The 23,354-nt window shown below is 75.1% G+C and carries 14 protein-coding genes; 7 read left to right on the top strand and 7 right to left on the bottom strand.

The genetic code is table 11. The features are described 5' to 3' along the window. Positions 1–53: 53 nt before the first annotated feature. Both ACFCLZ_RS03135 and ACFCLZ_RS03140 read right to left on the bottom strand, forming a co-directional pair. Complete coding sequence (locus tag ACFCLZ_RS03135) at positions 54–2,876, bottom strand: hypothetical protein (protein WP_380283069.1); 2,823 nt, start codon at positions 2,874–2,876, stop codon at positions 54–56. After that, positions 2,873–6,208 carry an FtsX-like permease family protein gene (locus ACFCLZ_RS03140; RefSeq protein ID WP_380283070.1) on the bottom strand — a complete coding sequence of 1,112 codons (3,336 nt, stop codon included), beginning with the start codon at positions 6,206–6,208 and terminating at the stop codon, positions 2,873–2,875. The genes ACFCLZ_RS03135 and ACFCLZ_RS03140 overlap by 4 nt, the downstream gene beginning before the upstream one ends. A gap of 336 nt (positions 6,209–6,544) precedes the next feature. Here ACFCLZ_RS03140 and ACFCLZ_RS03145 point away from each other — a divergent pair, with 336 nt between their 5' ends. Both ACFCLZ_RS03145 and ACFCLZ_RS03150 read left to right on the top strand, forming a co-directional pair. After that, positions 6,545–7,261 (top strand): ABC transporter ATP-binding protein, encoded by a 717-nt coding sequence (locus tag ACFCLZ_RS03145; protein WP_380283071.1) that lies wholly within the window; start codon positions 6,545–6,547, stop codon positions 7,259–7,261. Positions 7,262–7,488: 227 nt separating this feature from the next. After that, the gene (locus ACFCLZ_RS03150) at positions 7,489–7,776 is read left to right on the top strand and encodes a hypothetical protein (RefSeq protein ID WP_380283072.1); all 288 of its coding nucleotides are present in this window, start codon (positions 7,489–7,491) and stop codon (positions 7,774–7,776) included. A gap of 21 nt (positions 7,777–7,797) precedes the next feature. Here the strand turns inward: ACFCLZ_RS03150 and ACFCLZ_RS03155 are convergent, their stop codons facing one another. The 3 genes from ACFCLZ_RS03155 to ACFCLZ_RS03165 all read right to left on the bottom strand — a co-directional run bounded on the left by ACFCLZ_RS03155 (position 7,798) and on the right by ACFCLZ_RS03165 (position 11,778). Beyond that, positions 7,798–8,742 (bottom strand): DUF5996 family protein, encoded by a 945-nt coding sequence (locus ACFCLZ_RS03155; RefSeq protein ID WP_380283073.1) that lies wholly within the window; start codon positions 8,740–8,742, stop codon positions 7,798–7,800. Positions 8,743–8,959: 217 nt separating this feature from the next. Continuing rightward, complete coding sequence (locus ACFCLZ_RS03160; RefSeq protein WP_380283074.1) at positions 8,960–9,946, bottom strand: hypothetical protein; 987 nt, start codon at positions 9,944–9,946, stop codon at positions 8,960–8,962. 185 nt (positions 9,947–10,131) lie between these two features. Further along, positions 10,132–11,778 (bottom strand): FAD-dependent oxidoreductase, encoded by a 1,647-nt coding sequence (locus ACFCLZ_RS03165; RefSeq protein ID WP_380283076.1) that lies wholly within the window; start codon positions 11,776–11,778, stop codon positions 10,132–10,134. Between the two features lie 273 nt (positions 11,779–12,051). On the opposite strand from ACFCLZ_RS03165, the gene ACFCLZ_RS03170 reads away from it, so the two are divergent. The 5 genes from ACFCLZ_RS03170 (at position 12,052) to ACFCLZ_RS03190 (ending at position 19,938) form a co-directional block, all read left to right on the top strand. Beyond that, positions 12,052–12,573, top strand: coding sequence for a MarR family winged helix-turn-helix transcriptional regulator (locus ACFCLZ_RS03170; RefSeq protein WP_380283077.1), 522 nt, complete (start codon positions 12,052–12,054; stop codon positions 12,571–12,573). A gap of 145 nt (positions 12,574–12,718) precedes the next feature. Further along, complete coding sequence (locus ACFCLZ_RS03175) at positions 12,719–13,201, top strand: hypothetical protein (protein ID WP_380283078.1); 483 nt, start codon at positions 12,719–12,721, stop codon at positions 13,199–13,201. Between the two features lie 54 nt (positions 13,202–13,255). Continuing rightward, entirely contained in the window at positions 13,256–14,134 is an 879-nt protein-coding gene (locus tag ACFCLZ_RS03180; RefSeq protein WP_380283079.1) for an NmrA family NAD(P)-binding protein, read from the top strand. Between the two features lie 369 nt (positions 14,135–14,503). Further along, on the top strand, positions 14,504–18,466 hold the full coding sequence (locus ACFCLZ_RS03185; RefSeq protein ID WP_380283080.1) for a Pls/PosA family non-ribosomal peptide synthetase: 3,963 nt from the start codon (positions 14,504–14,506) through the stop codon (positions 18,464–18,466). A 128-nt stretch (positions 18,467–18,594) separates the two neighbouring features. Then, positions 18,595–19,938: a M1 family metallopeptidase gene (locus tag ACFCLZ_RS03190; RefSeq protein ID WP_380283081.1), complete on the top strand. Its 1,344-nt coding sequence runs from the start codon at positions 18,595–18,597 to the stop codon at positions 19,936–19,938. Positions 19,939–19,992: 54 nt separating this feature from the next. Here ACFCLZ_RS03190 and ACFCLZ_RS03195 read toward each other — a convergent pair whose 3' ends face one another. Together ACFCLZ_RS03195 and ACFCLZ_RS03200 are read right to left on the bottom strand one after the other, a co-directional pair. Continuing rightward, positions 19,993–21,306: a YhgE/Pip domain-containing protein gene (locus tag ACFCLZ_RS03195; protein WP_380283082.1), complete on the bottom strand. Its 1,314-nt coding sequence runs from the start codon at positions 21,304–21,306 to the stop codon at positions 19,993–19,995. Between the two features lie 166 nt (positions 21,307–21,472). Then, positions 21,473–23,152, bottom strand: coding sequence for a carbohydrate binding domain-containing protein (locus ACFCLZ_RS03200; protein ID WP_380283083.1), 1,680 nt, complete (start codon positions 23,150–23,152; stop codon positions 21,473–21,475). Between the last annotated feature and the right edge of the window lie 202 nt (positions 23,153–23,354).

Consider the following 23,354-nt stretch of genomic DNA (forward strand, 5'->3'; position numbering starts at 1 on the left):
TCCTCTCGTCGGCGCTGGGGTGGTGGTGTCGGGGTCGGTCGGGCGCGGGGGTGTCATCGCTGGTCCCCCGCGCGCAGTTCGGTGGCGATCTGCCGTCGGCCGGCGATCAGCGCCTCGGCGACGACGCCGGCCGTCACGAGGGCGGTGAGGCCGAGGGTCTGCAGCACGACCGGCGGGACGGCGATCGGCAGGCCGCGCGCGATCTCCGCGCCGACCAGGATCGACAGGTCGAAGGCCGGCCCGAGCAGGGCGACCGCGCCGAGCGCCACGAGGCCGCCGCCGACCGCCGCGACGAGCGTCTGCGGCAGCGTCTCGACCAGGATCAGCGCCAGGCCCTGCCGGGGGCGCAGGCCCATGGTCCGCAGCCGCGCGAGCAGGGCGGTGCGTTCGGGGGCGGCCCGGACCAGGGTGAGCAGGACGGCGAGCAGGGCGAGCACGCCGGCGCCGAGGACGGCGGCCCAGAACAGCCGGGCGGCGGACTCCTGGAGCGGGTCGTCGGCGAGGTCGGCGGTGACGCCCGCGCTGGTGCGCACGCTGTAGCCGGCCGGCAGGACGTCGCCGCGGCCCGCGGAGCCGGCGGACCCGGCGGCGGGCGCGGCGCGTTCGGTGTCGCTGGCGATCCGTTCGCGCACCAGGCTCCGCAGGGCGCCCTCGTCCACGGAGCCGGTGGCCAGCCAGAGGTTGGCGCGGCCCAGTTCGGGGGCGAGGGCGACGGTCGGGCCGGCCGGCAGGACGACGAACAGCCGGCCGTCGCCCTGGAGGGCGGGGGTGGCGTCGATCGTGCCGGCGGTGGCGGTGAGCACTTCGCCGCCGTTCGGCAGGCGCAGGCGGTGGGTGGCTCCCGGGCCCAGCTGCTTGGCGAGTTCGGCGGAGACCAGGGCGGGCACGGGGGTGTCCGGGCCCCCGGCGCCGCCGGACAGCGCGGCCGGGTCGAAGGCGCCGCGCCCGAGCGAGCGGGAGATCTCCGCGTAGGCGGCGGGGTCGGCGACGACGGCGAAGACCCGGGTGGCGCCGTTGCCGCCGAGCACGAACACCTCGGTGTCGGCCCAGACCGGGGCGGAGGCCCGGACGCCGGGCAGCTCGGCCGCCGCGTCCGCGAAGGCGGACGACACCGTGACGCCGACCGGGACGATGACGGAGGCGTCGCCGCCGACGCTCAACCGGGCGGCGCGGGTGCGCCCCGTGTCGACGGCGCCCAGGACGGTGGCGCCGAAGCCGGCGGTGGTGACGGCGAGCAGCAGCGCGAGCAGCGGCAGCACGGAGGAGCCCGCCCGGCCGCCGGTGCCGCGGGCGGCGCGGGTCAGGCCGAGGAACCCGACGGCGCCCGGGCGCCGGGCGGCGACGCGGGTGAGCACCCCGACCAGTAGCGGCTGGAGGCGGGCGAGCAGCAGCCCCCCGGTGAGGGCGAGCAGCAGCGGGGCGAGGACCAGCAGCGGGTCCGCGCCCTCGCCGGCGGTGGCGACGCCGCGCCGCCGGACCTCCGCCACGGCGGTGACCGTCAGGACCAGGACGGCGAGTTCGCCGACCAGGCGGCGCCGGCCGACGCCGGGCCGGGGGCGTGCCCACAGCCGCGCGGCGCGCAGGGGGAGGGCGAGCAGGGTGAACAGGGCGACGGTCGAGGCGGCCAGCACGGCGCCGCCCCAGCGCGGGGTGGGCAGCAGCCACAGGGCGAGCGCGGTCGCGACGACGGCGGCCGGCAGGACGGTCACCGCGCCCTCGCCGAGCAGCCGCAGCAGCACCCCGGACCGCGAGCCGCCGCGGGCCTGGAGCAGCCGCAGTTCGGCGGCGCGCCGGTCCCCGGCGAGCGCGGCGGCCAGGCAGAGCACGACCACGCCGACACCCGCGAGACCGGCCGGGCCGATCGCGGAGAGCGGCGCGGCGGCCTCCTGCCGGGCGGTGGCCTGGCGGAACAGCCCGGGCAACGCGGAGTTCATGTGCAGGCCGGGGCGGCGGGTGGCGTTCGCCAGCGCGTTCGCGGTGTGCCCGGTGACGTAGGAGGCGACGCCCCGCTCGGTCTCGGCGAGCCGGTCGGCGCGCAGGGCGTCGATGTCGACGGGCAGCCGCCAGAAGTCCTGCGCGCCGGCCGTCTGCCAGGTGCGCACCCGTGCGAGGGCGGAGCCGTCGACGAGTCCGGCGGTGCGCCAGTAGGCGGAGGGCTCCTTGCCGGTGGTGTAGTTGAGGCAGGCCCGGTTGGGGCAGGGCAGGTCGGTCCAGTAGGGGTCGCCCTGGTCGGTGACGTCGACGATGCCGACCACCAGGGCCCGGGGTGCCTCGTCGTCGCGGGTGGCCGAGGCGGTCTCCAGGATGTCGCCGAGGTGGATGCGGACGGTCTCGGCGACGTCGCGGCTGATCGCGATCGGGACGGGCCCGTCCGGCGCGGGGGCATCCGGCCAGCTGCCCTCGGCGAGCGTCACGTGGTCGCGCAGGCCCTGCACGTAGAGCAGGTCCATCACCGGATCGACCTTCTCGGGCCTGGCCAGGCCTGGGTTGGTGAGGGAGCGCGACTTGCCGCTGCGGCTGCCGTAGACCGGTCCGCCGGGGGCGACGGCGAAGGCGCCGCCGGTGCGCGCGGTGAGCAGGGCGGCGTCGTCGTCGAGGCGCTTGGCGTCGCCGCCCAGCTCGGCGGTGGCGAGGACGCTGGTCGCGGCCGGGCCGCGGTCGCGGAGGAACTCGCGCAGGCCCTGGTCGGCGGTCCGGTCCAGCAGGCGCGGGAAGGCGGCCGCGAGGAAGACGGTGCCGAACGCGAGCACGGCGGTGAGCAGCGCGGCGACCGGGGTCGCGAGCAGCCGGGTGCGCACCCATGCCGCGGGGCGGTGGGCGGCCTCCGGGCCCGCGTCGGCGGACCGGGGGGCCGCGGTTCCGGCCGGGCTGGTCACATCTCCTCCAGGTGCCGCAGTCGTTGGGCCACGTCGCGCCGGCGGCGGCCGCCGAGCAGGGCCGAGAGCAGGGGGACGGCGGCGATCGCGGCGGCCAGCAGGACGGCCGTGCCGAGCGGCAGGTCGACGACGGCGTCCGGGACGGGGCGGCGGGCCTGCGGGGTGAGCACCACGAGCGGCACGATCAGCCGCACGATCAGGGCGCCGAGGGCGAGGCCGACGACGCTGCCGAGGCCGACCAGGACGGCCTGTTCGGCGGCGGCCGTGCGGATCAGGCGGCGCCTGGGGGCGCCGAGGGCCAGCAGCAGAGCGGAGTCGCGGGAGCGCTCGGCCGCGGCGGCGGCCGAGGCGGCGCCGAAGCCGATGGCGGCGAGCACCGTGGTGACGAGGGCGATGGCGGCGAGCGCGTTCTGCGGGGCCGCGCTGAGCGGGTCGCCGAGCAGGTCGGCGGCGACCTCGTCGCGGAGCTGGAGTCCGGGTGTGCCGGGGGCCGCGCGCAGGGCGGCGGCCGCCTGGGCGGGGACCGGGTCGTCCGGGCCGGTGGCGGGCAGCCACCACTCGGTGGGCAAGGGGGTCTCCCGGCCGGCGGCGGCGAGCGCCCGGCCGACGGTGCCGAGGTCGACCAGCAGGGCGGTGCCGCCCGCGACGGGCAGCGATTCGACCTCGCCGGTGATCCGCACCTGCACGGTGGCGAGGCCGAACGGCACCCGCAGGGTCGAGCCGACGGCGGAGCCGGTGGCGGCCAGGTAGCCGCGGGTGGCGACACCGGTGATCTCCGTCGGCGGTTCGGCACCGGCCGGGGTCATGACGGCGCGCTGCGTGCCGCGGTTGCCGGTGACGGACCAGTAGCGCGCGCTCAGCAGCGGCCGGTCGTCGCCCTGGCCGGGGAGGAACTCCACGTGGGCGTCGTGGTCGGTGCCGTCGCCGGTGTTGGCCCAGCCGAAGCCGGCGGGGACGGCGGCCGGCACGGCGGGGGACGTCGCGTCGTCGGCGGCGGCGAGCCGGCGGACGGTCAGGACGCCGCCGTCGGTGGGGCCGAAGGAGAGGGTCACGCCGACGACAGTCAGCGGCGCGGACACCGAGCTGCGTCCGCCGTCGGTGAGCCCGGCGAGGTTCGCGGTGGCGCGGCCCTCGCCGGAGGTGGGGATGCCGTGGAGCGGGGCGACGAAGGAGACGTCGTGGCGGTCGCGCAGCAGCAGCCAGACGTCCGGGGCCCTGACCTGAGGCGGCAGGGCCTCGCCGGGGGCCGGCCGCCGCGCGTTGGGCGTGAAGGTGACCTCGGCCTCGATGCGCTGCGGACGCCCGGGAAGCGGGATTCCGGCCGCGGCCCCGGCGGGCGGGTTCTCGGCGAGCGGGGTGAACAGCCGCTTCGGGTCCTGTCCGTCGAGCAGGTCGGAGCGGACCGGGACGCGCTCGGCGAAGGCGGCGGCGTCCAGGGCGAGGATCTGTCCGTGGCCGTTGTCGGGCAGCGACTGCTCCTGGCGGCTGACCGGGACGACGCGGTCTCCGCCGGGCAGGGCGGCGAACCGGCTGCCCTGGCCGAGCGGGTCGGTGTGGATGCCGTGGATGCGCAGGCCGCCGGCGGTGGCGAAGGAGGCCTGGTCCTGCTGGGAGGTGTTCCAGGTGTCGTGCTGGCCGAGCGCGAGGACGCCGGTGGAGACGCCGAGCACCAGCAGCAGCACCGGTCCGGCGGCCCGGCCGGGGCGGCGGGCGAGCTGCCAGCCGACCAGGGCGGGGCCGAGGCCCCGGCCGCGCGCGGCGATCCGGGCGCCGAGCCGGGCGGCGAGCGGCAGCAGGCGCAGCGCGAGCAGGGTGCCGGCGCCGAGGGCGAGCGTGGGGGTGGCGACCAGGACCGGGTCCAGGCCGAGGCGGCCGTCGGCGTCCGGGGACAATCCACCGCTGTACTGGGCGAGTTGCTGGTAGGCGAGGACGGCCAGGGCGAGCAGCGCGAGGTCGGCGCCGGAGCGGGCGGCGCCCGCGGCCAGGGCCTGGCGGCTGCCGGCCCGGCGCAGCACGGCGGCGCCGGCGCCGCGCAGCAGGGCGGGCACGGCGGCGAGCAGGACGCAGCCGAGGGCGCAGGCGATCGCGACCGGCCAGAGGGTCCAGCGCAGCGAGGTGTCCAGCGGCACGTGGCGCAGCGGGCCGAAACCGCCGAGGGCGCGCAGCAGCGGCGGGGTGCACAGCGGGGCCAGCAGGGCGGCGGGCAGGGCGAGCAGCAGGGCCTCGGTGGCGCTGAAGCCGCCGAGCCGCAGGCCGGAGGCGCCGCGGGCGGCGAGCAGGGCGTTCTCGGCCTGCTGGCGGGTGGCGATGAGGTGGACGACGAGCAGCAGGGCGGCGGCGGCCAGCACGATCAGCTGGAGGGCGCCGATGAGCAGGGTGGAGCGGGCGACCACGGCGCTGGAGTCCAGCTCGCGCAGCAGGTCGGCGAGGTCGGTGCGGGCGATCAGCCCGGCGTTCTTGTCGAGGCCGTCGGCGGCCGGGGTGATCCGGTCGCGCAGCGCGTCCACGGCGGTGGCGCCGACGCCGGTGAAGTCGGCGTCGACCAGCCAGCTGCGGCCGTTCTGCGGGAGGCCGGCGGCGGTGAAGGCGGTGTCGTCGACGAGCAGCGGACCGTAGGTGGTGAAACCGCCGGCCAGGATCTCGCGGCCCTGCAGCGGGTCGAGCCGCCAGTAGAGGTCGGCGGGGTCGGTGGCGCGGTACACGCCGGTGATCCGGACGGTGAGCGGGGCGCCGCCGTAGCGGTCGGTGAGCCGGACCTCGGCGGGGAGGGCCTCGGCGGCGAGGCCGAGGCGGGTGAGCGCGGCCTGCGGGACGGCCGCCTGGACGGGGCCGGGGGCGCCGGGTGCGGCGGCGGCGGGCCAGGTGCCGGCGAGCAGGTGGACGTTCTGGCGGTCGAGGGCGGCGAGGAGGGTGAGGTCGTCCTCCTTGGCGGCGCCGGGCTGCGGGGCGGCAGGAGTGCCCGCCGCGCTGCCCATCGGATTGCCCGTCGGGGCAGTCCCGGCGCCTCCCGACGGGCCGCCCGGCAGACCGTACGAGCGGCTGCGGGACAGTCCGCGGGTCTCGGTCGGCAGGTCGCCGAAGAGGGCGCGGGCGTAGTCGCCCACCGCCGCGTCGTCCTTGGCCCGCCGGTCCAGCCCGTGCTCGGAGTTGACCACCACGGTGGTCCTCGGGTGCCCCTGGCCCTGGAGGGCCTGGCGCTGTCCGACCTCGCCGACGGTGCGCTGGAAGGCGACCAACGCCGTGAGCACCGCCGTTGTGATCAGTACGGTGAGCAGGGCGGCGGCGGCCAGAGGCAGTCGCCCGCGCAGACGGCGCACGACGAAGCCGAGCATCCCGTTCCTCCCCCGGTCCTCATGGTGTCCGCGCCGCGCCGCCCGTACCGGGCGCGCGTCTCCCACTGCGCGGATGGGCGCCGCTGGGGCGCCGTCACGGTGATCACCGGCGCTTGATCACCGGATAGCGGACGATGCTGTCAGATCCGGTCAAAGAAGGGAAGGGACTTGCGCGAAGGATAAAAGTAATGAACAAATGCTCCGAACCGCAGCCGGACCGCGACTGACGATGCGTCAGACCAGGTCGGCTCCTGCGAAGACATGAACACTTCAAACAAGACCCGGTGCCGTCCCGATCGGCGGGGAGCGCCGGGGCCCGCCCAGGGGGGACGCCGCATGACGCAGCAACCGGCCGGCACCGAGACCGCTCCCATGGTGGCCGTCACCGATGTCCACCGCAGCTTCGGCACCGGCGAACGGGCCGTGCACGCCCTGCGCGGCGTCTCCTTCACCATCGGCCGGGGCGAACTCACCGCGCTCAAGGGCCGCTCCGGCTCCGGCAAGACCACCCTGCTCAACCTGGTCGGCGGCCTGGACAGCCCGACCGGCGGAACCATCACCCTCGACGGCACCGACCTCGGCGGCCTGGACGAGGAGGGCCGGCTCGCCCTGCGCCGGGACCGGCTGGGCTTCGTCTTCCAGTCCTTCGGCCTGCTCCCGGTGCTCACCGCCGCCGAGAACGTCGGCGTCCCGATGCGGCTGCGCAAGGTCCCGGCCGCCCAGCGCGAGGAGCGCGCCCACACCCTGCTCGCCCTCGTCGGGCTGGCCGACCACGCCAACCAGCGCCCCGGCGAGCTGTCCGGCGGCCAGCAGCAGCGCGTCGCCATCGCCCGCGCGCTGGCCAACGAGCCCGACCTCATCATCGCCGACGAGCCGACCGGCCAGCTGGACTCGGAGACCGGCCGCGCGATCATGGAACTGCTGCGCGCGGTCGTGCGCAGCGAGGGCGTCACCGTCCTGGTCGCCACCCACGACCCCAACCTCATGGAACTCGCCGACCGGGTGGTCGAGCTCCGCGACGGCCGCATCGTCGAGGAGGCCCCGGTCGGCTGAGGCTCCGGTCGGCTGAGGCTCCGGTCGGCTGCGTCGACGCCGGTCGGGCCGTAGAAGGCGATCTCGCCCCAGCCGCCCTGCGCGTCGTACCCGAGGCCACGGGCGATCACCGCCGACGCGCCGACGGGGCGGCCGAGCGGCCGACACCCCCGCCGCGCCGACCGGGCGTTAGCATCCATGCGGGTGCCACCCTCCGGCCCCGACCACAGGGAAAGGCGGAGACCGCCATGGCAGTCGAGATTCAGGTCGAACCCCTCGGGGACCACGAGCACCTGGTCCGGGTCCGCGAGGGCGCCGCCGAGGCCGAGACGCGGATCCGGGTCACCGACGGCGTCCTCGACCTGCCGCAGATCACCGGCGCCGACGAGACCAGGATCGTCCACGAGACGGTGGCGTTCCTCGTCGAGCGCCAGCCCGTCATCGACATTCCCCCGATGATCGACCTCGACGACCTCGCGGACGCCTACGGCGCCCCCTACCTGGAGGACCTCGGCCGCCGCCTCACCGCACGGTAGGCCCCGGGGCCCCGGGTGCCGTCAGCCGCCGCCCCGGGCGGCCACCGGGTCGGTGATGCCGCCGGGTGAGGCCTCGCCGCCGATGTTCCAGTCGGCGAGGCGGGCCGCGGACGCGTAGACGGACTCGTAGAAGTCGAGGACCGCGGCCCGCGGGTCCTCGCCGCCGCGCACGTCGTCGTAGTCCAGGACGGCCAGGTGGCTGCCGCTCCGCTCGACCCAGCGGGCGGTGCCGGGGCTGAGCGGGCGGTCGGCCAGGCCCGCGGGCTCGGGCGCCGCGTAGGAGTAGAAGGCCGGCCCGGGGAAGGTGTCGTCGCCGAACCAGAAGCCGGAGCTGATCACCTCGCGGGAGTAGGCCTCGCGGGTCACCGGGTCGACGCTCGCGGGCTGGTCGATCGCGCGGCCGGAGAACCGGGTGACGGCGATGTCGAAGGTGTGCCAGAAGTGGTGCACCGGGCTGATCTTCCCGCAGAAGCGGGCGGCGAACTCCTCCAGGACCAGGTTGACCTGGCCGAGCACCTGCCAGTAGCGGTTCACCCAGAACGGGTCGTAGGCGGCGTGCTCGGTGTCCTCCGCGAACGGCCGGCCCGCGTCGGGCAGGTCGAACGGGTGCGGGTGCGCGAGGGACACCGACACGCCGACCGCGGTGAGGGCGTCGAGCGTCCGGTGGTAGAACGACGCCACGGACTGCCCGGTGAGCGGGAAGGAGACCCTGCGCCCGTCCGAGGAGCAGACCACCAACCGGTGGTCGACGAAGTCGAAGTCGACGCAGAAGCTCCCGCCCCCGTCGGCCGTGGCCATCGGACGGGTGGTGATGCCGCGCCCGGTGAGGTAGTAGGGGACGTTCCACCAGTGGTTGCGCCGCACGCTCCCGGCGAGCCGGACCTTGCCGACGACCTGGGCGAACCGGTGCACCGTCGCTTTGGAGTCCTGCCACCGCGACAGCGGGATCGGAGGGAACAGCTCCATGCGGCCACGCTAGGCCCCCGGGCGCGGTCCCGCATCCGCGCGTCCGGGCGGTGATCGGTCGAGCATCCCGGCCGTCGGGCCCGGACGAGGACGAACACCGCTCCGTCGACGCGATCGCGAAGCCGTTTCCGTCCCGGCTTCCGGCCCCGGCTCCGCGCCCGGTGGCACGACGGCCGGGCGGCCGGGCGGCCGGGCGGTCCCTGGTCGGTGTCAGGTGTCAGGCCTCCACGCCGTAGTACTGGGCGAGGAAGCCGATCACGTCGTCGGCGTGCGGGAGCAGCTCCGGCAGTTCCCGGGCCAGCGTGGTGCGGGTGGCCTCGGCCAGTTCGGACAGGCCGGTGGCGGCGCCCTTCACGTAGGGGTCGAGGCGGCGGACGAGTTCGTAGTTGCTCTCCACGTCCAACTGCCGCATGGCCTTCTCCAGCGGGGGCGCGTCGGCCGGCGGGATGTCGGGCAGCACCCGGCTGACGAAGGTGACCCGGTGCAGGACCCGCCAGCACGGCGGCTGGGTCGGCTCGACGAACGGCCGCCCCTCCATGTCCTGGGCGCCGAGGCTGTCCTTGGCGGAGTCCGGGCGGCCCTTGTGCCGGCTGCGCCGGTAGCGGACCTCCAACACCGGCTTCAGCTCGCCGCCGGCCAGCACGAACCGGTCGCACAGCAGGGTGGCGTCGACCACCGCGACCTTGGCCCCGGCCTGCTTCGAGTAGTCGGTGCGGGCCGGGTCGCCCGAGGAACCGGTGCCGTCGGCGAGCCGGAACACCGCGTCCGGGTGGTCGGCGCGCACCGACTGGCGCAGCACGTAGACGTGGGTGCCGTCGGAGACGACGTGGAAGGGGACGGCGGCGCCGAGCCTCGCGGTGCTCGACAGGAACCGGTCCAGCTCCTGCTCGTCCAGCCGCTCCGGCGTGTCCGCCTCGACCCGCCCGCCACGCTTGACGACGGGCATCCGCACCGTGCCCGTCAGCGCGTAGCCGACCCGCGCCACCTCGGAGGGGAAGCGCAGCGGCAACGGGTCCTGCGACCAGTACGCCGCGTCGGCCTCGCCCTTCGCCTCGTCGTGCCGCGACAGGTCCAGGACGCTGTAGACGATCCGCCGCCGGTCGTCCATCGCGAACGCGACCGTGCTGCCCTGATGGCGGACGGTCGTGGTGTGCGCGTAGGAACGGTCGCTGTAGACCTTGAGCAGATGCTGGTCGTTGGACACGAAAGGGGCTCCCGGGGAGGCTGGTTCGCGGTGATGTCCTCACGTGTGCCCGGCGCCACTTCCAACCCTCCGTGCACATGGTGCAACCACGCTGTCGCAGAGAATCACCATCGTCAAGGGCGCGTTGTCGCCACCGCGCGCCGGCCACGTCCTGCGCACCCAGCCGTTGACCACCGGGGCTTCGGTCAGGACGGCAGGGTGATCGACTGGGCGTGGTGGAAGACGTTCCCGGCGTCCCAGAGCTGCTTGGCGTGCTGCAGGCGGGCGTAGTTCTGCTTGTAGTACAGGCGTTGGTAGGCAGGGTTCCGGTCGGCGGTGGTGCCGAGGTCGGTGTCGGGGTAGTTGACGTAGGCGCCGTCGGTGTCGGTCCCGAGGTCGGGGATGCCGCCGGTGGTGCGGTAGGTGTCCTGGTAGAGGCCGCGGAGGTAGGCGAGGTGGCCGGCGTCCTGGGCCGGGTCGGTCCAGTAGGTCTGGTACTGGAGCTTCATCACCGAGTCGCGCTGCGGGGCGGCCGTCTCGGTGGTGCCGCGGTCGTTGACCCGGCAGCCGTAGGAGTCGATCTGCACCAGTGTCTGGGTGAGGTCGACACCCTCGACGTCCTTGGTGAGCCAGGTCCACCAGGTGTCGATCTGGGCGGGGGTGAAGGCCGTGCGGTGGTAGGCGGACTTGTACTTGCCGCGCTGGTTGGCGCCGGAGCCGTTGACCGTCATGGTCGCCTGGAGCCAGGGCAGTCGGCGCCGTCGGTCGGGGAAGGGCAGGTAGAGCAGACCGGTCTGGCCGGTCTGGGTGGTCTGGGTGGTGGCCTTGGTCCGCATTCCGGCCTCGACCTCGGCGAGGAAGGCGTCCAGCGGCGCCGGGTCCGCCTCGTCCCACTGGCTGAACAGGACGACGTTCCCGTTCGAGTGGTGGGTGAGGTGGAGAATGGAGAACAGCCCCCGGTACACCGTCTCCGCCGTCCCGCTGTGCGCGGCGAAGAAGGCGCCGAAATTGGCGAGCAGGGTGCGGAAGTCCTCGGGATTCCTGCGCAGTTCCGCCCACGGCCAGGCGACACTGCTGAGCCAGACCCGGGCCGGCGGCTTCGGCAGGGCGTGGGCGAAGTGGTAGCGCAGCACGACGCCGAAATTGCCGCCTCCTCCCCCGGTGTGGGCCCAGAACAGCTCGCGCTCGGGCGAGCCCTCGGGGTCCGCGCGGTTCGCCCTGGTCACCTCCACGGTGCCGCCGCGGACGGTGGCCACGTCGACCTGGACCAGGTGGTCGACGGTCAGCCCGTGCCGCCGGGAGAGTAGCCCGTACCCGCCGCCGCAGATGTGCCCGCCGGCGCCGACCGAGTAGCAGGAGCCTGCCGGGAGCGTCACGCCGTACCTGCGGAACAGACCGGTGTACACGTCCCAGAGGGTGGCGCCGCCCTCGACGCAGTAGGTGGCGGCGCCGAACTTGTCGGTCGCAGCCCGCACGCCGCGCAGGGTGCTGAGGTCGAGGATGACCCCCTGGTCGTTGTCGACGAAGCCCTCGTAGCAGTGGCCGCCGCCGCGGACCGTCGGCCGCAGCCCGCGGTCCAGGGCCGAGCGCAGCGCGTTGACCGCGTCGGCCTCGCCGCCCACCAGCCGGATGTACGCCGGCCGGCTCCGCCAGCGCTGGTTGAAGCCCTGGCCGAGCGTCTCGTAGCGGGGGTCCGAGGGGAGGACGGTCACCCCCTCGGGCCGCTCGGCCGGTTCGGCCGCGGCCTGCCCGGCGGCGCCCGCGGCGGCCAGGCCCAGGGAGGCGGCGGAAACTCCGGCAGCGGCCACTCCGGTGCTGCCGAGAAAACCGCGGCGGGAGAATTCATGGCGCATTCCTGGGGACCCTCTTTCCCGGCTCCGAGCGGCCGGCGGCGCACGCTAGCACGGAATTCGGGGAATCGAAGATCTCACGCGAATCAATATGAAAGTATGTAGACGAATTTCAGCCACTCGCACCTATGGTCCAATGACGGGATCCCGACCGCGGTCGGCGTCGACACCCCGGCCGCCAGCAGCCCGGGCCTCCACCTCTCCCGCCTCCGGGGCGACACCCGGCTCCGGGCGGGCGACTTGACGGGGCATCTGGTTAGCCACCATATTACTTTCATGGCACAGCAGCACGAGGCCGGCAACGGCGCACCCACGCTCGACCAGGCCCGCCGACAGCTCTCCCGATACGGCCTGTCGGCCGACCCCCAGGCCGTCCTGGTCGCGGCACGGCTGATGGCCGCCGGCTCCCGGCTCGGCCAGGCCGGCGAGGCGCACTTCGCGCGCTTCGGCCTGTCCACCGGCCGCTACCGGCTGCTGGCCGAGCTGGAGGACCACGGCGGCGAGAAGTCGCCCTCGCAGCTGGCGGCCGCCCTCGGGGTGTCCCGCGCGACCGTGACCGGCCTGGTCGACGGCCTGGAACGGGACGGCCTGGTCGCCCGGCGCCCGTCCACCGAGGACGGGCGGGGCAATGTCGTGGTGCTGACCGCGCGCGGCGCCCGACGGCTGCGCGAGATGGCCCCCGAGCACTTCGAGCGGATGCAGACGATGGTCGGCGGCCTCTCGGTCGAGGAGCGCACGGTCTTCCTCGACCTGCTGGCCCGGCTGGTCGAGGGCATGTCCGCCCTGACCGACGACTGACCGACGACTGGCCGGCGGCCGACCGAAAACCGACCGACCCACTCCCCCGAACGGCCGCCAGGGCCTTTGGCCAGGGCTTTCCACGCCCAGATAGTTAGCTGCCTCACCACTTATAGTTAGCGACCTAAGCACATTGGAGCCACCCATGCCCGGCGCCACACCCACTACCGAACGGCAGCCCGCCGCCCCCGCCACCCCGGCCCCGCCCCGCTTCGTCCTGTGGCGCGAGGTCCTGGTCGCCTACGCGGCGCCCGCCGTCATGGCCGGGATCGGCGGCTTCGCGACCGGCCAGGCGGAACTCAAGATCGCCGCCGTCACCACCATCGCCGGCACCTCCGCGCTGGTCGCCGCCCTGGTCGGCCTCCGGCACCGGCGCCGCCCGGACGGCTCCTGGGCCGCCCGCGGGCCGGCTCCGCTGCTCGCGATCGCGTTCGGCCTCGGCGCCGCCGCCCTCGCCCTCGCCGTCGGCTGGGCGGGCGCCCAGTGGCTGCCCCGGATCCCGGCGCTGGCCGACAGCCCGTGGCCGGGACGGCTCCGCCTCGACCTCCCGCCGTCCGCCCTGATCGCGGCGACCATGACCACCTGGCGCTGGCGCGCGTCCCTCCCCCGCCGGCACCGGGCGCACTGACCCACCCGATCCGCCAGATACACCCGATCCACCGATCCGAGGAGAGAACCCCGCATGATCACCATCATGGGCGCGTCCGGCGCCACCGGCGGCGCCACCCTGCGCAGCCTGACCGCGCTCGGCATCCCCGTCCGTGCGCTCGGCCGGGACCCCGAGCGCCTGCTGGCCGGCCTCGACGCGACCGTCCGCCCGCTGGTCCGGGCGGTGGCCGCGGACGCCGCCGACCCGGACGCGATGCGCGCCGCCCTCCGGGGCACCCGGCAGCTCTTCCTCACCATGGAGAACGGCCCCCGCCAGGTCGAGTACGAGCTGCGCACCGTCGACCTCGCCGTGATCGAGGGCGTGGAGCACATCGTCAAGGTCTCCGCGCCGGCCGCCGAACCGGACTCCCCGGTGGCGGTCTCCCGGGGCCACCACGTCATCGAGGAGCGGCTGCGCGCCTCCGGCGTCCCCACCACCGTGCTGCGCCCGTACGCGTTCATGCAGAAGCTGCTGCTGCTCGCACCCGGCATCGCGGCGGCCGGGCTGATCCACGGCGCGATGGGCACCGCCCGATGCAACTACGTCGACTGCCGGGACATCGGCGACGTCGCGGCCGCGGCGCTGATCCGCCCGGGGGCCGCGGGCGGCAGCATCGCGCTGACCGGCGGCCGGGCCTACAGCTACCCCGAGCTCGCCGGCCTGCTGAGCACACTGCTGGGACGCCCGGTGCAGTACGTCGACCTGCCGCCCGAGGAACTGCGCGCCCACCTGGTCACGCGCGGCGGCATGCCGCAGTGGCTGGCCGCCCACGTGGTCGAGATCCAGCGGCTCGCCGTCGAGCGCCCGGAGGCCCCGGACGACGCCGCCGCCCGGCTGACCGGACGGCCCCCGCGCACCCTGGAGGCCTTCCTCCGGGAGCACGTCGAGCAGTTCCGCCACCCCTTCCACTGATCCCCGCTCCGCCCCCGAGGGCCCGCCGCACCCCCGTGCGGCGGGCCCGTCACCCCGACGGAGCAGCATCCGGTGTGGCATGGGTCACGGTCGGAAAATCGATCTGACGGACCGTCAAAACAGATGATGGATCGTCACTTCCTCCCCGTGAAGCCACAATTGTGAGCTGATGATTCATCAGATTCGGCCAATTAAAGGCAAGTTGGGCCGAGTGTCGGCCATGTCGCCGTTCACCGCCCCGGGCTACCATCGGTTGGGTTGTCCGCTCCGGCCCCGGAGTGGGGTCACCCGGACAGGCGTGTGCTCCCACCGCCCCCAAGGGTCGGACATCGATCGGGACGGGGCGAGGACAAGGAGCACACGGCAGCCATGACAGCCGAACCCAGCCGGGAACCGGGCCCGGACGCCGCCACCGCGCAGGCCACCGGCGCCGAGCAGGCGACGCAGGCAGAGACGGCCGAGCTGGCCGAGCTGGCCGAGAAGCAGGCCCGCTACCCGGGCCGCCCGGCCGCCGCCCCGCGCACCCTGGTCGACATCCTCGACGCGACCGCCCGGCAGCACCCCGCCGAGCCCGCCCTCGACGACGGCCGCACCGTGCTCAGCTACCGGGCGCTGGCCGCCGAGGTCGAGCAGCTGCGCCGCCGCCTCGCCGCCGCCGGCATCGGCCCCGGCGACCGGGTCGGCGTGCGCGTGCCCTCCGGCACCAACGACCTCTACGTCTCCGTGCTCGCGGTGCTCGCCGCCGGCGCCGCCTACGTCCCGGTGGACGCCGAGGACCCGGACGAGCGTGCCCAGCTGGTCTTCGAGGAGGCCGCCGTCGCCGCCGTCCTCGGCGCCGAGCGCGCGCTCACCCCCGTCGGACCGGCCCGCGAGCCGCTCGCCGACCAGACGCCCGCCGACCACCGCCCCACCCCGGCGGACGACGCCTGGATCATCTTCACCTCCGGCTCGACCGGCCGCCCCAAGGGCGTCGCCGTCACCCATCGCAATGCCGCCGCCTTCGTCGACGCCGAGGCCGCGCTCTTCCTCCAGGACGAGCCGATCGGCCCCGGCGACCGGGTGATGGCCGGCCTGTCCGTCGCCTTCGACGCCTCCTGCGAGGAGATGTGGCTGGCCTGGCGGCACGGCGCCTGCCTGGTGCCCGTCCCCCGCTCCCAGGTGCGCTCCGGCGCCGACCTCGGCCCCTGGCTGGCCGAGCAGGAGATCACCGTGGTCTCCACCGTGCCGACGCTGGCCGCGCTCTGGCCGGCCGAGGCCCTGAACGAGGTCCGGCTGCTGATCTTCGGCGGCGAGGCCTGCCCGCCCGAGCTGGTCCAGCGCGTGGTCACCGAGGGCCGCGAGGTGTGGAACACCTACGGCCCGACCGAGGCCACCGTGGTCGCCTGCGGGGCGCTGCTGACCGGCGAGGGCCCGGTGCGGATCGGCCTGCCGCTGGACGGCTGGGACCTCGTCGTCGTCGACGAGGCCGGCGAGCCGGTCGCGCCCGGCGGCACCGGCCAGCTGGTGATCGGCGGCGTCGGCCTGGCCCGCTACCTGGACCCGGAGAAGGACGCCGAGAAGTACGCGCCGCTGCCCTCGATGGGCTGGGAGCGCGCCTACCGCAGCGGCGACCTCGTCCAGGCCGACCCGGCGGGTCTGCTCTTCCTGGGCCGCGCCGACGAGCAGATCAAGCTCGGCGGCCGGCGGATCGAGCTCGGCGAGGTGGACGCGGCGCTGCAGGCGCTGCCCGGCGTCGCCGGCGCGGCCGCGGCCGTACGCACCGCGCGCGGCGGCAACCAGCTGCTGGTCGGCTACCTGGTGACCGCCGAGGGCTGGGACCGCGAGCAGGCGGTGGCGCGGCTGCGCGCCGAGCTGCCGGCCGCCCTGGTCCCGCTGCTCGCGCCGGTCGACACCCTGCCCACCCGCACCTCCGGCAAGGTGGACCGCAACGCGCTGCCCTGGCCGCTGGAGGGTCTGGAGGCGGCGGGACCGACCGAGCAGCTGTACGGCACCGAGGCCTGGCTGGCCGAGCAGTGGACGGAGATCCTCGGGGTGCCGGTGAGCGGCCCCCGGGAGGACTTCTTCGCGATCGGCGGCGGCAGCCTGGCCGCCGCCCGGCTGACCACCCTGCTGCGCACCCGCTACCCGAACGCGGCGGTGCTGGACATCTACCAGCAGCCGACCCTGCGCAAGCTCGCCCGCCACCTGGAGCGCACGGCGGTCGGCACCGGCGAGGCCCGGACGATCGAACCGGTGCCGACCCGCGCCAAGCTGCTGCAGCTGCTCCTGCTGATCCCGCTGTTCACCGTGGTCGGCCTGCGCTGGACGGTGGCGCTGCTGGCGCTCGGCAACCTGCTCTCCCACCTGGACGGCTTCGCCTGGGCGCCCACCGCCTCCTGGTGGGCGGTCGGCGCGGGCGCGGCGGTGCTGTTCACCCCGGCGGGCCGCCTCGCGATCGCGGCCGGCGGCGCCCGGCTGCTGCTGCGCGGCCTGCGGCCGGGCAGCCACCCCCGCGGCGGCTCCGTCCACCTGCGGCTGTGGACCGCCGAGCGGCTGGCCGAGGTGAGCGGCGCGACCTCGCTGTCCGGCTCCTGGCTGGTGCGCTACGCGCGGGCGCTGGGCGCCAAGGTCGGCGAGGAGGTGGACCTGCACTCGCTGCCGCCGGTGACCGGCCTGCTCAAGCTGGGCCGCGGCTGCGCGGTGGAGGCCGAGGTGGACCTCAGCGGCTACTGGCTGGACGGCGACCGTCTCGAGGTCGGGCAGCTCAAGGTCGGTTCGGGCGCCGTCGTCGGCACCCGCTCGACCCTGCTGCCGGGCGCCCGGGTCGGCAAGCGGGCCCAGGTGGTGGCCGGCTCCAGCGTCACCGGGCACGTCCCGACCGGCCAGCGCTGGGGCGGCGCGCCCGCCGTCAAACTGGGCCGCGCCGAGCGGAGCTGGCCCAAGGAGCGCCCGGTGCGCCAGGCCCGCTGGTCCGCGCTGTACGGGCTGAGCGGTACGGCACTGAGCCTGCTGCCGGTGCTGCCGGCGGTGGCCGGCCTGGCCGTGCTCGCCCCGTTCGTCGACCCGGCGGCCGGCCTGGGCGGCGCGCTCGGCGGAGCCCTGCTCGGCCTGCTGCCGGCCACCCTGGCGTTCGGGGTGGTGTACGCGGCGCAGCTGGTCGCGGCGGTGCGGCTGCTGTCGATCGGGCTGAAGCCGGGTGTGCACCCGCTGCACGGCCGGGTCGGCTGGCAGGCCTGGACGGTGATGCAGCTGATGGACCAGGCCCGGGAGATCCTCTTCCCGCTGTACGCGGGTCTGGTGACCCCGCTCTGGCTGCGGGCGCTGGGCATGCGGGTCGGCCGGCACGCCGAGGTTTCCACGGTGCTGGCGCTGCCGAGCCTGACCACGGTCGGCGACGGCGCGTTCCTGGCCGACGACACCCTGATGGCGCCGTACGAGCTGGGCGGCGGCTGGGTGCGCCTGGGCGAGGCGAAGGTCGGCGAGCGGGCGTTCCTCGGCAACTCGGGGATGACCGCGCCGGGCCGTTCGGTGCCCAAGCGCGGCCTGGTGGGCGTGCTGTCGGCGACGCCGGAGAAGGCGAAGAAGGGCGGCTCCTACCTGGGCATGCCGCCGGTGCGGCTGCCGCGCTCGGCCGACCGGGCGGACCAGAGCCTGACCTACGAGCCGCCGGCGCGGCTGCTGTGGGCGCGCGGGCTGGTCGAGGTGGCCCGGCTGCTGCCGGTGCTGGCCTCGGGGGCGCTGGGCGCGCTGACGCTGGCGGCGCTGTCCTGGCTGTCGACCGCGTGGTCCCCGCTCGCGGCGGCGCTGCTGTCCGGTGCGGTGCTGCTGGCGGCGGGCACGGCGGCGTGCGCGGTGGCGGTGGCGGCGAAGTGGCTGCTGGTCGGCCGGTTCCGGGCGGTGGAGCACCCGCTGTGGAGCGGCTTCGTGTGGCGCAACGAGCTCGCGGACACCTTCGTGGAGGTGCTGGCGGTGCCGTGGCTGGTGGGCGCGGTGCCGGGCACGCCGGTGCTGAACGTGTGGCTGCGGGCGCTCGGCGCGAAGGTCGGGCGCGGCGTGTGGTGCGAGAGCTACTGGCTGCCGGAGGCGGACCTGGTGACGCTCGGTGACGGGGTGACGATCAACCGCGGCTGCGTGGTGCAGACCCACCTCTTCCACGACCGGATCATGCGGATGGATACTGTCGTCCTCCGCGAGGGCGCCACCCTGGGGCCCGGCGGCATCGTGCTGCCCGGCAGCACGGTGGGCGCGCGCAGCACGCTGGGCCCGGCCTCGCTGGTGATGCGCGCCGAGTCCGTGCCCGCCGACAGCCGGTGGCTCGGCAACCCGATCGAGGTGTGGCAGGCCACCTCCTGACCGCCGTCCCCCGGGGGCCGGCCGGGGTCCGCCCCGTCCGGCCCCCGGGTGTCCCCCGTCCCCGTGCCCTGCCCCGTCCCAGCCCCCGTCCCCTGCCCAGTCCCGTGTTTCCAGGAGCGTACGACCCGGTGAACCCCCGCCCGGCGCAGTCCCCGCAGCCCCCGCAGCCCGTCTCCCCACCGGACCCCTACTTCCCGACCAGCGGTGATCCGCGCTACCGGGTCCACCGGTACGAGCTGGCGCTGGACTACCGGCCCGGCCCGAACCGGCTGGGCGGCACGGCGCGGCTGAGCGCGGTCGCGGTGACCGCGCTGACCGAGTTCGCGCTGGACCTCGCCGAGTTCCGGATCGGCCGGGTGCTGGTGGACGGCAAGGCGGCCCGCTACACCCACCGGGCGGGCAAGCTGCGCGTCCGCCCGCCGAAGGCGCTGGCGGCGGGCGCGGTGTTCACCGTCGACGTGCACTACACCGGCAACCCCCGGCCGGTGCGCAGCCCGTGGGGCGGCCTGGGCTGGGAGGAGCTGACCGACGGCGCGCTGGTGGCCAGCCAGCCGGTCGGGGCGCCGTCCTGGTTCCCGTGCAACGACCGGCCGGCGGACAAGGCGACGTACCAGATAGCGGTCACCACGCCGTCCCCGTACACGGTGGTGGTGGGCGGCCGGCTGCTGACCCGGACCACCGGGTCGTCCAGCACCACCTGGGTGTACGAGCAGTCCGCGCCGACCTCGACCTACCTGGTGACGGTCTCCATCGGCCAGTACCGGCCGGTGGTGCTGGCCGAGCACCCGCAGGTGCCGCAGACCGGGTACGTGCCGGAGCGGCTGGCCGGAGCGTTCGCCGCGGACTTCGGACGGCAGCCGAAGATGATGGCCTACTTCGGGGAGGTGTTCGGCCCGTACCCGTTCGGCGAGTACACGGTGGTGGTCGCCGACGAGGAGCTGGACGTCCCGGTGGAGGCGCAGGGGGTGGCGACCTTCGGCACCAACCACCTGGGCGGCGGCTGGGAGCGGGAGCGGCTGGTCGCCCACGAGCTGGCGCACCAGTGGTTCGGCAACAGCGTGTCGATCGGCGATTGGAGCCACATCTGGCTGAACGAGGGGCTGGCGAAGTACGCGGAGTGGCTCTGGTCGGAGCGCTCCGGCGGGCCGACCGCGGGCGCCCGGGCCGCGTACGCGCACCGGCTGCTGGCCGGGCTGCCGCGGGACCTGCGGCTGGCCGACCCGGGCCGCCGACTGATGTTCGACGACCGGCTGTACCAGCGCGGCGGCCTGGTGGTGCACGCGCTGCGGCTGGCGCTCGGGGACACCGCGTTCTTCCGGATGCTCAGGGACTGGGCGTCGTTCCACCGGCACGGCGTGGTGACCACGGCGGACTTCCGCGCCCATGCCGCCCGGTACGCGCGGGAGCCGCTGGACGGGCTGTTCGAGGCCTGGCTGTGGCACCCGGAGCTGCCGCCGCTGCCGGCGGGCTGACCCGCCGACCGCCGCCGTCCGCCAGCCGCCGTGCGCCGCCGTCCGTGCCCGGGCTCAGGCGAGCTCGGGCACGGTGCGGTGCAGGCCCTTGCGGTCGTAGTAGCGGGTCATCGCGAAGCCGAAGAGCAGGGCCGCCACGGTGCCGATGCCGATCCAGATCCAGGCCCGGGTGAGGCCGGCGTCGGCCCGCGCGTCGAAGAAGAGGATGGCGCGCACGCCGTCGGTGAGCTGGCGCATCGGTTCGAACAGCGCGAGGAACCGGTAGAACGACGGCAGGGCGTCCAGCGGCACGGTCGCGCCGGAGGACGGCAGGCCGAGCACGATGAACACGAACATGCTGACCAGCAGGCCGAGGCCGCCGAAGGCCGCGTTGATCGCCTGGACGCCGAGGCCGACCGCGCTGCTGGCGCAGACCGAGAAGACCCACAGCAGCGGCAGGTGCGCGGCGTCCATGTCCAGGATCACCGCCCCGGCCAGCATGATCAGCGACGAGGTGAGCAGCGACAGGCCCACCGACATCACGCACTTGACGGCGAGGGTGCTGGAGCGGCTGATCGGCACCACCGGGTGGCGGGCGCGCCAGGGGCCGACCTCGTTGTCGGCGTAGCCGAGCGCGACGTCGACGCCGTTGCCGATGATGTTGGCGCCGAAGAAGCCGGCCAGGACGAGCAGCAGGGTGTAGTAGAAGGCGGAGAGTCCGAGGCCGCTGCGGTTGCCGATCGGGTGGCCGGCGGTGGTGCTGACGGCGATCGGGTCGGCGATCAGCAGCCGGGCCGCGTCGTCCAGGCCCTGGGCCTGCGGCAGGGCGGAGAGCCGGCCGCCGAGGGCCAGTGAGGCCTGGTGGACGGCCTGCTGGCCGATCTGGGCGGCGAGTGAGGAGCCGAGGCTGCCGACGCCCGGGTTGGTGTACTGGATCACGGTGGGGCGCGCGGGCTTGGCGCTCGCGCCGCCGAGGGCGGCGACGGTCGCGGTGAAGTCGGGCGGCACCTGGAGCGCCCCGTAGAGCTTGCCGGAGGCCAGTTGCTCCCGCGCGGTCGCCTCGTCGAGCTGCCGCCAGGAGACGGTGTCCCCCTGGCCGGGGGCGGTGGCGATGCCGGTGACGAGCTGCTCGCCGAGGTTCTGCCGCTGCCCGCCGACCTCGGCGCCGCGGTCGGTGTTCACCAGCGCGATCGGCAGGTGGTGCAGGTCGCCGCGCGGGTCGAGGATGCCGCCGAGGTAGAGCAGCGACATCAGCAGGCTGAGCAGGCCGACCAGCACGGCCGGGACGGCCCAGACCTTGGGGTTGCGGAGCACCCGGCCGGCCTTGACGCCGGCGGGCGGCTCGGGCCGGCGCGGCTCGGGAAGGGTCGGCTCGTGGTGGGAGGGCATGACGCTCCGTAGGGTGGTCGGCGGTCAGACCCTAGGAGCGGGGCGGTGGCACCGGGCCGCGCCACGCCGCCCGGGTCACCCGCCCGTACGGCAGCGCCGCGGCCCGGCCCCTCCGCCGAGGGGCCGGGCCGCGGGTCGCGCCGGCGCGCGGCGGCGCCGGGGTGCGTCAGCCGGTGAAGCCGGCCGTGACGGAGGTGAACTGCCAGTCGTTCTGGGCGATGCCGGAGCAGATCTCCTGCTGGCCGCCGCCCGGGCAGCCCCGGTCGCGGTTGACCGACCAGAAGGCGAGCCGGGCCAGGTGGTGGCTGTTGGCCCAGTCGCGGATCGCGGTCCAGTTCTGGACGGTGGTGACCTCGTTGTTGTCGCTGAGGCCGTTCATGCCGGAGATGCCGATGTGCGTGTAGGCGGTGGCGTCGTCCCAGCCGAAGACGGACTTCAGCTTGGTCTTCAGGCCCTCGGCGGCGCTGACCGTGGCGGCGTACATGTCCGTGGAGGCGTTGCCGAAGTCGAACGGCATGATGGTGAAGACGTCGATGTCCGCGCCGAGCGCCTTGGCCTGCTCGATCAGCCGGTTGCCGTAGGAGGTGGGGCCGGTGGTCGCGGTACCGAAGGTCACGATGGTGCGCAGGCCGGGGTTGTTCTGCTTGACGATCTTGAGCGCGCCGAGGATCCGGTCCTGGACCGCGGTGTTCTCGAACTCGTCGGTGTTCTCGATGTCGACGTCGATCGCCTTGAGGGCGTAGGCGTCGATCACCTTCTGGTAGGCCGCGGCGAGGTCGGCGGTGGTGGCGCAGTTGGGGCCGAGCTTGTTGCCGCTCCAGCCGCCGATCGACGGGACGACGTCGCCGCCGGCCGCGCGGACCGCGTTGATCGTGGCCTGGTCGACGCCGTTCAGCAGCGGCCGCTGGCTGTCCCAGGTCGGGTTGCAGCCGTTCTGGGCCAGGACGAACGCCAGGGTGAACCACTTGATGCCGGTGGCGTTCATGACGGTGGTGGCGGAGGGCGGGTTGCCCCAGCCGTTGTAGAGGTAGGGCGCGCCCTGCTTGAAGCCGCTCGGGGTGGGGCCGCCGCCGTTGTCGGTCGTCACGGACACGGCGGTGGAGGCGGCGGAGGTGTTCCCGGCCGCGTCGCGGGCCCTGACGGTGAAGCTGTAGGCGGTGGAGGCGCTCAGGCCGGTGACGGTGGTGCCGGTGCCGGTGGCGGTCGCGACCTTGGCGCCGCCCTGGTAGACGTCGTAGCCGGTGACGCCGACGTTGTCGGTGGCGGCGTCCCAGGCCAGGGTGACGCTGTTCGCCGACTTGCCGGCGGCGCGCAGGTTGCCGGGCACGGTGGGGGCCTGGGTGTCGGCCGGCGGGGTGGTGCCGCCGCCGGGGCCGTCGAACACGATGTCGTCGGCGTAGTAGGTGCCCTGTCCGTACCAGCCGTTGACGTAGACCTCGGCACTGGTCTGGGTGGCGCCGGTGGTGAACGAGACGCTCAGCCTGCTGTAGTCGGCGGCGGAGGTCCAGGCGGAGCCGCCGCCGGTGACGCCGAGGTAGACGTAGCTGCCCCGGACCCAGCCGGAGAGCGTGTAGGTGGTGCCGGGCTTGACCGCGACGGTCTGCACGCACTTGGCGGTGTCGCTCGCGGTGGCCGCGCCGGCGAGCGCCTTGCCGCCGCCGTGCACGGGGGCGGCGACGACCGAGCCGAGGCCGCCGGAGCAGGTCCAGCCGGCCAGGGTGCCGGTCTCGAAGCCGCCGTTGGCGAGCTGGTCGGCCGCGTGGGCGGCGGTGGGCGCGGTGAACGCCGCGGCGGCCGCGAGCAGCGCGGCGGCGCCGGCGGCGGGCAGTCGGGTGCGCTTGTGCACCGTTGACCTCCGGTGGGGGATGTGGGGGGGTGGAGGTGCGGGGAGGGCCCCAAAATGGACTGGACCAATTGCTCATGTCAAGCGACGTCCGCCGGACGGACGGTGAGGGAGTGTCGGAACCCGGCGAACCGATCGGGAGAAAATGGGTGGAACGACCCGCCGCAGCGAACTAGGTTGTGCCGCGGTGCCATGGCACTGCGGC

It is taken from the genome of Kitasatospora purpeofusca, from assembly GCF_042691725.1.
In the GTDB taxonomy this organism is placed as follows: Bacteria; Actinomycetota; Actinomycetes; order Streptomycetales; family Streptomycetaceae; genus Kitasatospora; species Kitasatospora purpeofusca_B.

Coding starts and splice junctions, on each gene's coding strand:
- ACFCLZ_RS03155 (WP_380283073.1), bottom strand. CDS start 8,742: ATGGAGCTGTTCCCTCCGATCCCGCTGTCGCGGTGGCAGGACTCCAAA.
- ACFCLZ_RS03170 (WP_380283077.1), top strand. CDS start 12,052: ATGGCACAGCAGCACGAGGCCGGCAACGGCGCACCCACGCTCGACCAG.
- ACFCLZ_RS03195 (WP_380283082.1), bottom strand. CDS start 21,306: ATGCCCTCCCACCACGAGCCGACCCTTCCCGAGCCGCGCCGGCCCGAG.
- ACFCLZ_RS03145 (WP_380283071.1), top strand. CDS start 6,545: ATGACGCAGCAACCGGCCGGCACCGAGACCGCTCCCATGGTGGCCGTC.
- ACFCLZ_RS03150 (WP_380283072.1), top strand. CDS start 7,489: ATGGCAGTCGAGATTCAGGTCGAACCCCTCGGGGACCACGAGCACCTG.
- ACFCLZ_RS03165 (WP_380283076.1), bottom strand. CDS start 11,778: ATGCGCCATGAATTCTCCCGCCGCGGTTTTCTCGGCAGCACCGGAGTG.
- ACFCLZ_RS03140 (WP_380283070.1), bottom strand. CDS start 6,208: ATGCTCGGCTTCGTCGTGCGCCGTCTGCGCGGGCGACTGCCTCTGGCC.
- ACFCLZ_RS03185 (WP_380283080.1), top strand. CDS start 14,504: ATGACAGCCGAACCCAGCCGGGAACCGGGCCCGGACGCCGCCACCGCG.
- ACFCLZ_RS03175 (WP_380283078.1), top strand. CDS start 12,719: ATGCCCGGCGCCACACCCACTACCGAACGGCAGCCCGCCGCCCCCGCC.
- ACFCLZ_RS03180 (WP_380283079.1), top strand. CDS start 13,256: ATGATCACCATCATGGGCGCGTCCGGCGCCACCGGCGGCGCCACCCTG.